General features: G+C 70.2%; 12 protein-coding genes and 1 pseudogene. 9 read left to right on the top strand and 4 right to left on the bottom strand.

Annotated features, from left to right (window positions below; translation table 11 throughout):
• The first annotated feature begins 126 nt into the window (after window positions 1–126).
• From ACRAWC_RS08145 to ACRAWC_RS08110, 8 genes are all read left to right on the top strand, one after another.
• Complete coding sequence (locus tag ACRAWC_RS08145) at window positions 127–1,062, top strand: carbohydrate ABC transporter permease (RefSeq protein WP_431347272.1); 936 nt, start codon at window positions 127–129, stop codon at window positions 1,060–1,062.
• Entirely contained in the window at window positions 1,059–2,024 is a 966-nt protein-coding gene (locus ACRAWC_RS08140; protein WP_431347271.1) for a carbohydrate ABC transporter permease, read from the top strand. Before ACRAWC_RS08145 ends, ACRAWC_RS08140 begins: the two co-directional genes overlap by 4 nt.
• Window positions 2,025–2,050: 26 nt before the next feature.
• Entirely contained in the window at window positions 2,051–2,896 is an 846-nt protein-coding gene (locus tag ACRAWC_RS08135; protein WP_431347270.1) for a sugar phosphate isomerase/epimerase family protein, read from the top strand.
• Entirely contained in the window at window positions 2,893–4,098 is a 1,206-nt protein-coding gene (locus ACRAWC_RS08130; RefSeq protein WP_431347269.1) for a Gfo/Idh/MocA family protein, read from the top strand. The genes ACRAWC_RS08135 and ACRAWC_RS08130 overlap by 4 nt, the downstream gene beginning before the upstream one ends.
• Complete coding sequence (gene uxaC, locus ACRAWC_RS08125; RefSeq protein ID WP_431347268.1) at window positions 4,095–5,504, top strand: glucuronate isomerase; 1,410 nt, start codon at window positions 4,095–4,097, stop codon at window positions 5,502–5,504. Before ACRAWC_RS08130 ends, uxaC begins: the two co-directional genes overlap by 4 nt.
• A gap of 2 nt (window positions 5,505–5,506) precedes the next feature.
• The gene (locus ACRAWC_RS08120; RefSeq protein ID WP_431349393.1) at window positions 5,507–6,937 is read left to right on the top strand and encodes a mannitol dehydrogenase family protein; all 1,431 of its coding nucleotides are present in this window, start codon (window positions 5,507–5,509) and stop codon (window positions 6,935–6,937) included.
• A complete protein-coding gene (gene manD / locus ACRAWC_RS08115) occupies window positions 6,934–8,184 on the top strand; it encodes a D-mannonate dehydratase ManD (RefSeq protein WP_431347267.1) in 1,251 nt (416 codons plus the stop codon). Before ACRAWC_RS08120 ends, manD begins: the two co-directional genes overlap by 4 nt.
• 154 nt (window positions 8,185–8,338) lie before the next feature.
• Entirely contained in the window at window positions 8,339–8,581 is a 243-nt protein-coding gene (locus ACRAWC_RS08110; RefSeq protein ID WP_431347266.1) for a three-helix bundle dimerization domain-containing protein, read from the top strand.
• A 45-nt stretch (window positions 8,582–8,626) separates the two neighbouring features.
• Here ACRAWC_RS08110 and ACRAWC_RS08105 read toward each other — a convergent pair whose 3' ends face one another.
• The 4 genes and pseudogenes from ACRAWC_RS08105 to ACRAWC_RS08090 all read right to left on the bottom strand — a co-directional run bounded on the left by ACRAWC_RS08105 (window position 8,627) and on the right by ACRAWC_RS08090 (window position 12,154).
• On the bottom strand, window positions 8,627–8,866 hold the full coding sequence (locus ACRAWC_RS08105; RefSeq protein WP_431349392.1) for a KUP/HAK/KT family potassium transporter: 240 nt from the start codon (window positions 8,864–8,866) through the stop codon (window positions 8,627–8,629).
• Between the two features lie 134 nt (window positions 8,867–9,000).
• Window positions 9,001–9,099 (bottom strand): annotated as a pseudogene (locus ACRAWC_RS08100) (hypothetical protein); the annotation flags it as partial.
• Window positions 9,060–10,586, bottom strand: coding sequence for a potassium transporter Kup (locus ACRAWC_RS08095; protein ID WP_431347265.1), 1,527 nt, complete (start codon window positions 10,584–10,586; stop codon window positions 9,060–9,062). The gene ACRAWC_RS08095 and the pseudogene ACRAWC_RS08100, both read right to left, overlap by 40 nt.
• A gap of 119 nt (window positions 10,587–10,705) precedes the next feature.
• On the bottom strand, window positions 10,706–12,154 hold the full coding sequence (locus ACRAWC_RS08090) for a ricin-type beta-trefoil lectin domain protein (protein ID WP_431347264.1): 1,449 nt from the start codon (window positions 12,152–12,154) through the stop codon (window positions 10,706–10,708).
• A gap of 328 nt (window positions 12,155–12,482) precedes the next feature.
• Here ACRAWC_RS08090 and ACRAWC_RS08085 point away from each other — a divergent pair, with 328 nt between their 5' ends.
• Window positions 12,483–13,784: a S53 family peptidase gene (locus ACRAWC_RS08085; RefSeq protein WP_431347263.1), complete on the top strand. Its 1,302-nt coding sequence runs from the start codon at window positions 12,483–12,485 to the stop codon at window positions 13,782–13,784.
• Window positions 13,785–13,815: the final 31 nt, after the last annotated feature.

The following is a 13,815-nucleotide window of genomic DNA, read 5'->3' as shown; positions in this document are numbered from 1 at the left end:
CAACGTCGTCGTCCAGGCGCGGCCGCAGCTCGCGGGGTCCGGCGTCTCCGACAGCTGGCTCCAGTCCGCGCTCGCCAAGGCGCAGCAGGACGCCCAGTCCTCCCTCGATCGGGCATCGGCCGGCAAATGACTCTCGCAGTGAGGAAAGCGACGGCGGCCGTCCGACGGAGGTCCCTCACGAAGCAGGGGAGGCCGCTGTGGATGCTCGCACCCGGCGGCCTCCTGATCGGCCTGATCATCGTCATCCCGCTGGTGCTGGGCGTCTACATCGCCCTGCTCGAGCTGGACCAGTACACGATCCGGTCGTGGATCTCCGCCCCGTTCATCGGGTTGCAGAACATCATCGAGGCGTTCACCAAGACCGACCTCCTGCACGCGTTCGGCAACACGGTCGGGTTCGCGGTCATCTCGACCCTCATCTCGGTCCCGATCGGCGTGTTCGCGGCCCTCGCGACGCAGAACCGGTTCCGCGGCCGCGGCCTGGTGCGCTCGCTGTTCCTGATCCCGTACATCCTCCCGGCGTTCGTGGTCGGGACGTTCTGGCGCACCATGCTGCAGCCCGACGGCATCGTCAACAAGGCGCTGGAGAGCGCGGGGATGCCGGCCGTGCAGTGGCTGAACGGGCCGGCCAGCTACTGGGTGCTGATCATGGTGGAGGTGTGGTCCGCGTGGCCGTTCATCTACCTGATGGCGCTCTCCGGCCTCCAGTCCGTCGACCACGAAGTCCACGAGGCCTCGGCCCTCGACGGCGCGCTCTGGTGGGCGAAGCTGCGCTACGTGATCTTCCCGTACCTGCGGGGACCGGTCGCGCTGGCCTGCCTGATCGCCACGCTGCACCACATGAACAACTTCTCGTTGGCGTTCCTGCTGTTCGGCGTCCCCGCGCCGTTCGACGTGCAGGTGCTGCCCACGCTCGTGTACAGCATGAGCTTCACGAGCCTGCGGTTCGGGATGGGCGCCGCGATGGCGCTGATCTCCCTGCTGCTCATCGCCATCCCGCTGTTCTTCTACCTGCGCGCGGTCAGACTCGATACGGGCGCGGATTCCGGAGGCCGACGATGACCGTCCCTGCTCCCGACGTCGAGCGCGAGTCGCTTCTCGAAGCCGTCCCGTCCCTGGCCGCCGCCGCGCCCACGCCGCGGAAGACCACGGGCAAGCCCGAGCGCCGCGCCGCCGAGGTGACGCGCCTGCTGCCGACGCCCGTGCTCTGGATCGGCATCGGCGTCATCCTCGCGGCGATCGCCGTCCCGCTGCTCTACATCGTGTTCGCGTCGATGAACTCCGACGTGGAGGTCGCGCGCGGCGCGTACTTCCCGACCCAGTTCACGCTCGCGAACTACACGAAGATCTGGGACACCCTCCCGCTGGCGAACGGCCTGTTCAACAGCATCACCATCGCCGGAGCGGTCGCCGTCGTGGCGTCCGGGCTCGGCATCGTCACCGCTTACGTGCTCGTGCGCTTCGAGTTCCTCGGCCGGCTGACGATCCTCCGCGGCCTGATCGGGCTGCAGAGCGTGCCAGGCACCCTGCTGCTCCTGCCGGTCTTCGTGGTGTTCGCCTCGGCGGGCAACTACCTCGGCATCACGGTCATCGGCACGAGCTGGGGACTGTTCCTGGCCTACCTGACCTTCGCACTGCCGTTCGCGACGTGGGTGCTGGTCACCTACCTCCGCGGGCTGCCGCGCGAACTGGAGGAGGCGGCCCGCATCGACGGCGCCTCCTCGGTCGGGGTGCTCGTGCGGATCATCGTGCCGCTGAGCTGGCCGGGACTGGTCGTCTCCGGCGTCTTCTCGTTCCTGCTCGGCTGGAACGACGTCCTCTTCGCGTCGGTGCTCACCCGCCCCGACACCCAGACCGCCGCGGTGGTGCTGCAGATCTTCGGCGCCTCCGCGGAAGGCGGGTCCCTTCCCCTCTACGGACAGATGATGGCCGCCTCGCTCGTCTGCGCAGTGCCCGTCGTCGTGCTCTACCTCGTCTTCCAGCGGTTCCTCGTCGGAGGTCTTACCGCCGGAAGCGTCAAGTAACCGATTCGCTACGAAACACAAGGGATATGAACGTGTCACAGTCGCAATGGACCCTCTCCGGCTTCGGAGACGAGATCAGCCCGGACCCCGAGGTCCAGATCGCCGTGCTGCAGGCGCTCGGCGCGAAGCACATCGAGGTGCGCAGCGCGTGGGGGACCAACATCGTCGACCTCACGGAGCCGGAACTCGACCGCCTCGCAGCGACGCTGCGCGAGCACGGGATGGGCGTCTCGGCCATCGCGTCCCCGATCGGCAAGGTCGACGTCTCCGAGCCGGTGTCGTACGAGGTCGGGCGGCTGGCCCGCGCCATCCGCGCCGCCGAGGTGCTCGGCTCCCGCTACATCCGGATCTTCTCGTTCTACCGCTCGGAGGACCAGACGCCGGAGGACATCCGCGACGCGGTCATGGAGCGCATGACGGCCCTGGCCGACCTCGCCGCAGCGAGCGGCGTCGTACTGCTGCACGAGAACGAGAAGGAGATCTACGGCGACACCCCAGAGCGCGTCCTCGACATCATGGAGACCGTCGGCTCGCCGGCGCTCCGCGTGGCGTGGGACTCGGCCAACTTCGTGCAGGTCGGGGTGAAGCCGTTCACGAGCGCGTACGCCGCGCTGCGCCCGCACCTGGAGTATTTCCAGGTGAAGGACGCCCGCTCGGCCGACGGCGCGGTCATGCCGGCCGGCGAGGGTGACGGCGAACTCGCCGAGACCATCGCCGCACTGCGGGAGGACGGCTTCGAGGGCTTCTTCTCGCTCGAGCCGCACCTGGCGAACGCGCACCACCTGGGCGGCTTCAGCGGCCCGTTCGCGTTCGGCGTCGCCGGCCGCGCCTTCGGCCGCGTGCTCGACGCTGCGGGGGTGACAGCACAGTGAACGCCCCCAGCAGCCCGAGTGGGGACGGCGCTCCCGTCGAGCGCCTCCGCGTCGCCGTCGTCGGTTGCGGCGTGATCGGCGCCCAGCACGCCGAGGTCGTCGTGAAGACCGAAGACCTGGAGCTCGTCGCAGTGGTCGACGTCGTGGAGTCCAAGGCACAGAGCCTCGCGGACAAGGTCGAGAACGTGCTGGGCGCCGCGCGCCCCGAGGTCTACACCTCGATCGCCGACGCGCTCGGTGCCGCCGACCTCGACCTCGTCGCCGTCTGCACGCCGAGCGGCGCGCACGCCGCCGTGGCCGTCGACGCCCTGAACCACGGCACGCACGTGATCATCGAGAAGCCGATCGACGTCAGCCTGACCAACGCGCGCCTCGTGCAGGACGCGGCGGACGCGGCCCGCGAGCGCGGCCAGGTCACCTCGGTCATCAGCCAGCACCGGTTCGACGCGAGCAGCGTCGCAGTGTCCCGCGCCATCGAGGCGGGCCGGTTCGGCACGCTCACCTCGGGCAGTGCTGCCGTCTCCTGGTGGCGCTCGCAGAGCTACTACGACTCCGGCGAGTGGCGCGGGACCTGGGACCTCGACGGCGGCGGCGCCGTGATGAACCAGGGCGTGCACAGCGTCGACCTGCTGCTCTGGTTCCTCGGGACGCCGGTCGAGGTCTACGCCCAGACCGCCCTCATCGCCCACGAGAACATGGACGTCGAGGACACGGCCGTCGCGACCGTGCGCTTCGAGTCGGGAGCACTGGCCGTGGTCCACGCGACCACTGCGGCGTACCCCGGACTCTCCGCGCGCCTCCAGGTGCACGGCACGGCAGGCTCGGCCATCATCGACAACGACCGGCTGCTCTACTTCTACGCCGCCGACGCCGACCCGGAGGCCGCCGACAACAACTACGGCATCGGGGGCACCCGCAACCAGGCCGCCCACGAGGTGGGCTCGGCCGACGCGAGCGAGAACACGCGCGGCTCGGACGACCTCCAGACCGCGCACGCCAAGCAGTACCTGGACGTCCTGCACAGCATCCGCACCGGCGCCGACCCCGTCGTAGGCGTGCGCGAGGCGACGACCGCGCTCGCCGTGGTCCGCGCCCTGTACGTCTCAGCCACTCTGGGCAAGCCGATCCGGATCGCCGACGTACTGGACGGCGAGTACGACGAGGTCGTGCTGGTCACCGGCGGAACGGCCGTGCTGCAGTGACCCAGGGCCTCGACCCGGACCGCCTGCTGCCGGCGGATCCGGAGACCCGCGCGATCGCGCGCGACCTGTTCGCGTCGGTCGAGCGCCTGCCGATCATCTCGCCGCACGGGCACGTGGACCCGGCGCTCCTGGTCGAGGACCGGGCGTTCCTGGACCCCGCCGACCTGCTGGTGCGCTACGACCACTACGTGACGCGGCTGCTGCATGCGGACGGGGTCCCGCTGGGAGAGCTCGGCATCCCGGGCGCGGACGGGTCCCCGGTCGCGCCGGCCCGGGAGGTCTGGCGAGCGCTCTGCAGCCGCTGGCACCTGTTCGCCGGCACGGCGTCCGGCTACCGGCTGCGCAGCGAGCTGGCCGAGTTGTTCGGCATCGCGGAGGAGCCGAAGGCGGCGAACGCCGACGAGCTGTTCGACCGAATCCAGGCCATCCTCGCCACCGATGGGTTCCGGCCGCGCGCGCTGTTCGAGCGGTTCGGCATCGAGGTGCTCGCCACGACCGACGACCCGCTGGACGACCTCGGCCGCCACGAGACGCTCGCGGCGGACCCGGGGTTCAGCGGGCGAGTGGTCCCGACCTTCCGGCCGGACGCGTACCTCAACCCGCTCGCGCCGCGCTTCGCCGAGCGGGTCGACCGGCTCGCGGAGTGGAACGGCTCCGCGCCGGCCAGCTTCGCCGGCTACCTCGACGCGCTCGCGGGGCGCCGACGGTACTTCGTCGAGCACGGCGCGGTGTCCGCCGACCACGGCGTCCTCCAGCCGCTGACCGTCGACCTGGAGGCGGCGGAGGCCGCTGCCCTGTTCGAGCGCGCCCGGCGCGGCGACCTCGGGCCGGTCGAGTCTGCTGTGTTCCAGGGCCACATGCTGCTGCAGATGGCCAGGATGAGCGTGGAGGACGGCCTGGTCATGACCGTTCACCCCGGCGTCTTCCGCAACCACCACACCGCGACGTTCGACGGGTTCGGCCCGGACACCGGGCACGACATCCCCGTCACGACGCGCTACACGGAGGGACTGCGGCCGCTGTTGGAGAAGTACGGCGACGACCCGGAGTTCCACCTCGTGCTGTTCACGGTGGACGAGTCGACCGCGTCGCGCGAGCTCGCGCCGCTCGCCGGCTTCTACCCGAGCGTCTACATCGGGGCGCCGTGGTGGTTTCTCGACGCTCCGGACGCCGTGCTGCGGTTCCGCGCGGCGACGACCGAGACTGCGGGCTTCTACCGCGGGTCCGGCTTCATCGACGACACGCGCGCGTTCCTCTCCATCCCGGCCCGGCACGACATGTCGCGCCGGCTGGACGCGGCGTTCCTCAGCCGGCTGGTGCGGGAGGGCCGCGTCGAGCGCGCGACGGCCGAGCGCATCATCGTGGACCTCGTGACCACCATCCCGCGACGAGTGTTCAAGCTGTGAGCATGTATTCGGGAACGCTGACCCGACTGTCGCGCGCAGCGCTCGACGGAGCCGAGGGGAGGGTGCGCCCGCTTCCGGAGGTGCGCATCGTCCACCTCGGTCTCGGGGCCTTCCACCGCGCGCACCAGGCCTGGTACACCGCTGCCGTCGACCCGCGGAGCGAGTGGGGCATCTCCGCGTTCACCGGCCGGACCCCGGAGGCGGCGCTCGAGCTGGCGCCGCAGGACGGCCTGTTCACGCTGGTCGTGCGTTCGCCCGCGGAGGACGCGGTCTCCATCGTGCGGAGCATCGCCGAAGTCTCGGACGGCGCGGACCTCGCCCGGCTCGTCGCCCGCGTGCGCGCGCCGCGCACCGCGGTCGTCACCCTCACCATCACCGAGCCCGGCTACCGGCTGACGCCGGACGGGCGCCCCCGCTTCGACGACGGGGCGGTGGTGGCCGACATCGAGCGCCTGCGCCAGGCGTTCGCGTCCGCCGACGACCTCGCGCGTGCGGTCGACGGCCCCGTCACGGCGCTCGGTCGGCTCCTGCTGGCCCTCGAAGCCCGGCGGAGAGCAGGATCGGGCCCGCTCGCCGTCGTCCCCTGCGACAACATCCCCCGCAACGGCGGGTTCGTCGCCCGGGGCCTCGACGGGCTCGCCCGGCAGGTGAGCGACGAGACCGCCGACTGGATCGCCGCCACGGTCTCGTTCGTGTCGACCTCGGTCGATCGGATCACCCCGCGGACCACCGAGGACGACATCCTCGGCGCCGCACGCCGCACCGGCTGGGACGACCGCGCCGTGGTCGTGACCGAGCCGTTCACCGACTGGGTGCTCTGCGGGCACTTCCCCGCGGGACGGCCCGCGTGGGAGGAGGCCGGCGCGCGGTTCGTGGACGATATCGAGCCGTTCGAGCAGCGGAAGCTGCGCCTGCTGAACGGCGCGCACAGCCTGCTCGCCTACGCAGGCCTCTCCCACGGGCACCGCACGGTGGCCCAGGCCGTCGCCGATCCGGCGCTGCGCGCGCGGGTGGAGGCGTACTGGAACGAGTCCGTGCGGCACCTGCCCGCCGAAGGCCTGGACCTCCGCCGTTACCGCGACGCGCTGATCGAGCGGTTCGCGAACGCCCGCATCGAGCACAACCTCGAGCAGATCGCCGCGGAGGCGGTCGCGAAGCTACGGGTGCGCGTCGTGGGAACCCTGCTCGCCGAGCGCGCGGCGGGCCGCGACGGCTCCGCCTGCGTTTACGCGCTCGCGGCCTGGGTCGCGCTCGTCTGCTCGGGGCGCGTGCTGGTCGACGCGGAGTCCGCCGCGATCGCCGAGGCCCGCGCGAGCGTCGACGCGACCTCCCCTCTGCTCGCCCTGATCGACCCGCGCCTGGCGGCCGATCCCGACATCGTGGCCGCGGTGGACGCCGTGCGAGCCGCATCTTTCCAAGGAGCACACGTATGAGAATCACCGCAGTAGAGGTCTTGGTCTCCAGCCCGGGCCGTAACTTTGTGACGTTGCGGATCACCACGGAGGACGGGTTCACGGGTTTGGGCGACGCGACGTTGAACGGGCGGGAGCTCGCGGTCGCGGCGTATCTGAGCGAGCATGTCGTCCCGTTGTTGATCGGCCGGGACGCGCACCGGATCGAGGACACCTGGCAGTACCTGTATCGGGGCGCGTATTGGCGGCGGGGCCCGGTGACGATGGCCTCCATCGCCGCTGTGGATACGGCGTTGTGGGACATCAAGGCGAAGGTTGCCGGGCTCCCGCTCTACCAGTTGCTCGGCGGGAAGAGCAGGAACGGCCTGCTGGTGTACGGGCACGCCTCGGGCGCGGAGCTGCCGGAGCTGTTCGACTCGATCAACGAGCACCTGGAGGAGGGCTACCGCGCGGTTCGCGTGCAGACCGGCATCCCGGGGCTGCCGTCGGTGTACGGCGTCGCGTCGAGCAGGAACGCCGCCGCGGGAGCCGGGACCGGCTCTGATGCCCGTTACGACTACGAGCCGGCACGGCGCAGCGCCGTGCCGGTCGAGGAGAGCTGGGACACCCGCGCCTACCTGCGGCACGCGCCGACCGTGTTCGAGGCGGTGCGCAACGAGTTCGGTCCGGAGCTGCCGCTGCTGCACGACGCGCACCACCGGCTCACGCCCATCCAGGCTGCCAAGCTCGGCAAGTCGCTGGAGCCGTACGACCTGTTCTGGCTGGAGGACGTCACCCCGGCTGAGAACCAGGCCGTGCTGCGTCGTGTGCGCGAGCACACCACGACGCCGCTGGCGATCGGTGAAGTGTTCAACACGATCTGGGACTACCGGGAGCTGTTCGAGGAGCAGCTGATCGACTACGTGCGCTCCCCGGTCACGCACGCCGGTGGGATCACCGGGCTGCGGCGGATCTTCGACTACGCGTCGGTGTATCAGATCAAGTCCGGTGTGCACGGCCCGACGGACGTCTCCCCGGTCGGTCTCGCCGCGGCCATCCACCTCGGCATCGCCATCCCGAACTTCGGCATCCAGGAGTACATGAAGCACAGCCCGGCCACCCACGAGGTCTTCCGGACGACCTACACGTTCCAAGACGGCATGCTCACCCCCGGCGACCAGCCCGGCATCGGCGTCGACTACGACGACGTCATCGCCCAGTCCTTCCCCTACGAGGCCGCCTACCTCCCGGTGAACCGCCTCCTCGACGGCTCCATGCACGACTGGTGACCGACAGCAGCTATCGCTTCCTCACTTTCTCCCGCTCCCACCCGGCGTGTCGCGGGAGAAAGTGAGGAACCGATGGCTGCTCAGGGGCTCCTGAACCCTGGCTGTTTCCCGCAGGCCCACTTGTCATTTCGCCCTCCGGGCGGACAATCGCCGCATGACGAGCGAACACGACAAGAGCACCCGGAGCGCGGGGCTGCAGGACGAGGCCGTGGCACTCGAGCACGCGGCAGAGCGGCTCAGCGACCGGTTCCCGGAGGTCCCCAAGGAGGAGATCGAGCAGCGGGTGGAGGAACGCTACGAGCAGTACGAGGACGCCCCTGTGCGGGCTTTCGTCCCCGTATTGGTCGAGCACCAGGTGCGTGAGGAACTGGGCGAGGAGGCCGGCTCGGCCGAGTAGCGGAGGCGATCCGGGCGGCCGCGGAGCACTGACGGCCGCGGCCGCTCAGATCTCCACGTCGCTCCCCATCGTGACGGTCCGCAACGCCGGCAGCCCGAACCGGGCCGCCGGGTTCGCGGCGTTGTGGGCGAGCGCGACGAACAGCGAACGGCGCCACGGCACCATGCTGTCCTTGCGGGTGATGCGGATCGCACCGCGGGAGATGAAGTACGACGCCGCCTTGAAGTTGGCCGAATCGAGCGGCAGGACGCCCTCCCGCACCGCGGCGCGGAGAGCGCGCGGGATGTCCGGGTCGTCGGAGAACCCGAACGTGATGTGGAGGAACTCGATGCCGTCGTCGGCGTAGCCGAGGGGTCGTAGTCGAAGGCGTCCGCCGCCGGCACGTGCGGCACCTGCGCGGTGCTGACCCCCACGATGATCACGTGCTCGTGGAGGACGTGGTTGTGCTTGACGTTGGCCCGCAGAGCCAGCGGTGTCGTCAGCTTGTTCGGGTGCGGGAAGATCGCGATGCCGGGCACCCGGGGAGGTTCTTCTTGCGGATCTCCTCGATGAAGTCCGCCATCGAGCCCTCTTTCCTCAGGCGGTCGGCCTGCACCAGAGCACGCCCCCGCCGCCACGTCGTCATGACGAGGATGACGACGCCGGCGATCAGCAGCGGCACCCAGCCGCCGTTGATGATCTTGGAGAGGTTGCCGGCCAGGAAGCTGAGCTCGAGGCCGCCGAAGGCCACGGCCGCGAGCACGATCTTCCACGGCGCCCAGTGCCAGAGCGGCCGCGCGACGAGCAGCAGCAGCACGGTGTCCACGACCAGCGCGCCGGTCACCGAGATGCCGTACGCCGTCGACAGCCGGTCGGACGAGCCGAACGAGAGCATCACCGCCATCACGCCGATGAACAGCAGAAGGTTGACGGCCGGCAGGTAGATCTGGCCGCCCTCGTGCTGGGAGGTCTGCTTGACGGTCAGCGGCGGCAGCAGCCCGAGCTGCACGGCCTGGCGCGACAGCGAGTACGCGCCCGAGATCACCGCTTGGCTCGCGATCACCGTCGCCGCGGTCGCCAGGATGACGACGGGGAGCCGGCCCCACTCCGGGATGAGGAGGAAGAACGGGTTCGTCCTGGCCGCCGGATCGTGGAGGACCAGGGCGGCCTGGCCGAGGTAGTTGAGGGTCAGCGCGGGGAACACCAGGAAGAACCAGGCACGGCTGATCGGCGCGCGGCCGAAGTGGCCCATGTCGGCGTACAGCGCCTCCGCTCCGGTGATCACCAGGACCACCGCGCCGAGCGCGACGAACGCGATCAGCGGCTTGCTGACGAGGAAGGCGATGGCGTACGTCGGCGACAGGCCGAGCAGCACCGCCGGATACTGGACGAGCATCACGAGCCCGGCCACCCCGATCACGACGAACCACAGCACCATGACCGGCCCGAACAGCACGCCCACCTTCCCGGTGCCGAACTTCTGCACCACGAACAGCGCGATCAGGATGACGGCCGCGATGGGGATCACCAGGTGCGAGATGGCCGGCACGGTGACGTGGAGGCCTTCGACCGCGGAGAGGACCGAGATCGCGGGTGTGATGATCGAGTCCCCGTAGAAGAGGGAGACGCCGACGATGCCGACCACGAGGAGGGTGCCGGCCTTCCCCGCCTTCGTCGCGTACAGGCGCTGCGCCAGCGCAGCCAGGGCCATCACGCCGCCCTCGCCGTCGTTGTCGGCACGCATCAGGATCCCGATGTACTTGATCGAGACGATGATCGTCACGCTCCAGAAGATGAGCGAGATCACCCCGAACACGTCATCCTGGTTGGCGCGGACTGCGCCGTTGTCGAGCAGGAAGACCGTCTTCAGCGCGTAGAGCGGGCTGGTTCCGATGTCGCCGAAGACGACGCCGAGCGCGGCCAGCGACGCCCCGAACAGCAGTCGCTGCCGATGGTCGGGCCTCCTGGGCGGGGGACCGCTCCGTTCGGCCACCTTCTGCGCTGAATGCTCGTGGTTCTGGTGCACGCGGGTCACGCTACCCCTGTTGCTCCGCGCAGTGGCCAGCCGACTCGCTGGGGGTGCATTCGTGCCGAATGTCGCCTCTCGCTCGGCGAGAGCCGACATTCGGCACGAATCGTTGAGGGCTACTTCCGGGTCCACACCTGGTTCGGGGCTCCGTTGCAGTACCAGAGGTCGACCGCGGTGCCGTTTCCGGTCCCGGCGCCGGCGGCGGCGAGGCAGAGCGTGGGCGCGGCGGCCGGGGTCACGGTGCCGTCGGCGTTCGTGTTCCAGCGCTGGACGGCGGCTCCGGTGCAGTCCGCGACCACGACCCGGTCGCCGGCGCCCGCGGTGGTGCCGTCCGTGCCGGCCTGCATGCAGAGGTTGCCGTAGATCGTGAGCTGCTGGTCGGCGGTCAGGTTCCAGGTCTGGTTGCCTCCTCCGTTGCAGTCCCAGAGGTCGAGCGCGGTCCCCGGCGTCGTGCTGAAGCCCGGCACGTCGACGCAGCGGCCGGAGGCCTGGCCGACGAGGGCCTGGCCGGGAGGCGCGGCGGGGAGGTCGTTGACCGGCTCCTGGTCGCCGTAGCCGTAGCCCCACTTCAGCTGGGCGACTCCCGAGGCGCTGTTGTCGGTGAGGGTGCCGTCCGGCTGCAGGGACTCGATCGAGTACGAGTCGCCGGCGCGCAGGCCCGGCCAGTAGACGATGCCCATCCGGTTCTGCCGGGCGAAGTCGGTCACTGCGGCGAGGTAGGAGGTGTAGACGTTGCCGTTGTGCGCTCCATAGTTGAGCCCGATGGTCATGGGCGAGCCGGCCTCGTCGATGATGGTGCGGCCGGCGTACTCGCCGATGCGGCCCGCGAGGTCGGCGGTCCAGTCGGCTTCGGTGGTGTGGTTCGCCCAGTAGCCGTAGAAGTGCAGCGACAGCAGGGTGCCCTTGAGCTGGGGCGCGTCGCCGACTCCGACGACGTTGTCGTTGTAGCCGGTGCCGCTGATGACGACCCGGTTGCGGGGGACCTGCTGGTGGTCGGTCAGCCACTGCGAGGTGACGGCGACCCACTGGTCGAGCGAGTAGCCGTGCGGCTCGTTCATCGGCTCGAAGTACACGTTCGGGGTGTGCTGGAACTCGCCGACGACGGTGTCCCACATCGCCTTCCAGGCGGGGACGTCGTCGATCAGGCCGTCCTTGCTCGTGTCGGACTCCCAGTAGCTGAGGATGACCTTGTCCCCGCGCGCGGCCGCTGCGTCGATCGTGGCCCGGTAGGACGTCCACCACGGCGTGCCCACGCTCGCCGGGTTGATCGGCAGCCGCACGGTGTTGGCGCCGAGGTTCTGCTCGAACCCGCCCAGGATGCGCTGCGAGGCGGCGAGCACCTGGTCGTAGCTGTCGGCGGTGCTGAGCCCGGTCGGGACGACGGCGTCGCCGGCGTAGTTGTCCCGCGGGTCGGCCCAGTTCACGCCCTTGAACTCGGACGTTCCGGGGCCCTTCGAGGGCTGGGGCTGGGTGGCGAGCGCCGGGGAGGCGACGCCGACCCCGGTCAGCGCGAGCGCGCCCGCCAGCGCGACGGCGACCAGGCCTTTCCGAGTGGTTGTCTGCAATGTTGACGTCAACATTCTGCTGCGCATGTGATCCTCGTCGATCTGGTGTGGAGTGGATGCCGGTCGGGCGGTCGGGAAGTCGACCCCGGTGGCGACGATGTTGCCGCACTCACGCGATCCCGTCAAGTGACCGGTCCCACCGGCGCGCCGCCGTACATTCCCGCCGAATGTCGCCTTCCGCCCCGGCGAGAGTCGGCATTCGGCACGAATCGCGACGGAGAAATCTGAGAGAATCCTCAGACGAGCCGTTCTATCCCTGAGCGCGGGGCGCGGCATATGTTTCTTCTCGGGCCGTCGCGACGGAGCGGCGGCGGGACAGGGGAGCACCATGAAACGTACGTCGTTCGTCTCACTCAGCCTTGCTATCGCCGGAGCCGCAGCCCTCGCGGTCGCGGTCACGGCGCCGGCGTCCGCGGCGACACCCAACGCCGCGACCCCCGACACCAGCGGCGTCTACAGCGTCCATCCGATCGTGGAGAAGGCCGGGATCTCCACCAGCGCAGTGAAGCCGTCGCTGACGCCGGCGCAGTGCCTCGCTCAGACCGCCGGCCGGGTCGCCTGCCAGACCCCGGACAGCATCCGTGCCGCGTACGACATCCCGGCCACGATCAACGGCGTCCCCGCGGGCACCGGGCAGACCGTCGTCATCGTCGACGCGTTCGGCAGCCCGACGGTGCAGTCGGACCTGGCGACCTTCTCCGGCGCGTTCGGGCTCCCGGCGCCGAACCTGACGGTCTACTACCCGGGAGGCAAGCCGACCTGGACCGGCAAGGGCACGCAGACCGGCTGGGCCGAGGAGACCTCCCTCGACGTCCAGTGGGCGCACGCGGTGGCGCCGGGCGCGAACATCGCGCTCGTGGTGGCGGCGAACGACCACGGGGCGACGATCGACAACGCGATCAAATACGCCGTCGACAACAAGCTCGGCAACGTGCTCTCGATGAGCTTCGGCGAGGCGGACAACCTGATCTCGTCGCCGAACGCGAACAACGGGCAGACCAGCCAGGGTGAGAAGGCGTTCGTGAAGGCGGCGTCGCAGGGGATGTCGCTCTTCGCGTCCTCCGGGGACAGCGGCTCCGACAACGGCGCCGGCTTCGCGAACTTCGCGTTCCCGGCCTCCGACCCGAACGTGACCTCGGTCGGCGGCACCAACCTGTGGGCGGGCAGCGGGCTGAACCTGCCGCGCGAGACGGTCTGGGGCGACTACGCGAACTGCCCGCTGACCTGCGCCTTCGGTGTGGTCGGCGAGACCGGCGGCGCGCCGAGCCTGTTCACGGCGAAGGGCGGTTCGGACGTGGCGTACAACGCCAGCGTCTACACGGGAGTGCTCACGTACCTCGGGTTCCTGGGCGGTGACAACAACGGCCTCTACTTCTTCGGAGGCACTTCGGCGGGCTCGCCGCAGTGGGCGGCCCTGACGGCGGACACCATCCAGGCGGTGGGCCACACGGTCGGCAACGTCGGCCAGCAGGCGCAGAGCTGGGCCTCGAAGGGCCTGCTCTTCGACGTGACGGTCGGGAGCAACACGACCCCGACGTTCGGCGGCGGCTACTCGGCGACGACGGGCTGGGACCGCCCGACCGGGTGGGGAACGCCGGACGTGAACGGAATCATCGCGGCGCTCAAGTGAGAGCGTGACGGGCGCGAACAGCGCGTGACGG

The sequence above is a fragment of the Leifsonia sp. L25 genome (assembly GCF_050632895.1).
This window is presented reverse-complemented; position numbering and strand designations above follow the sequence as displayed.

Bases quoted from the DNA above. Each gene is read 5' to 3' on its own strand.
- ACRAWC_RS08120 (WP_431349393.1), top strand. From the start codon at position 5,507: ATGTATTCGGGAACGCTGACCCGACTGTCGCGCGCAGCGCTCGACGGA.
- ACRAWC_RS08085 (WP_431347263.1), top strand. From the start codon at position 12,483: ATGAAACGTACGTCGTTCGTCTCACTCAGCCTTGCTATCGCCGGAGCC.
- ACRAWC_RS08140 (WP_431347271.1), top strand. From the start codon at position 1,059: ATGACCGTCCCTGCTCCCGACGTCGAGCGCGAGTCGCTTCTCGAAGCC.
- manD (WP_431347267.1), top strand. From the start codon at position 6,934: ATGAGAATCACCGCAGTAGAGGTCTTGGTCTCCAGCCCGGGCCGTAAC.
- ACRAWC_RS08135 (WP_431347270.1), top strand. From the start codon at position 2,051: ATGAACGTGTCACAGTCGCAATGGACCCTCTCCGGCTTCGGAGACGAG.
- ACRAWC_RS08110 (WP_431347266.1), top strand. From the start codon at position 8,339: ATGACGAGCGAACACGACAAGAGCACCCGGAGCGCGGGGCTGCAGGAC.
- ACRAWC_RS08145 (WP_431347272.1), top strand. From the start codon at position 127: ATGACTCTCGCAGTGAGGAAAGCGACGGCGGCCGTCCGACGGAGGTCC.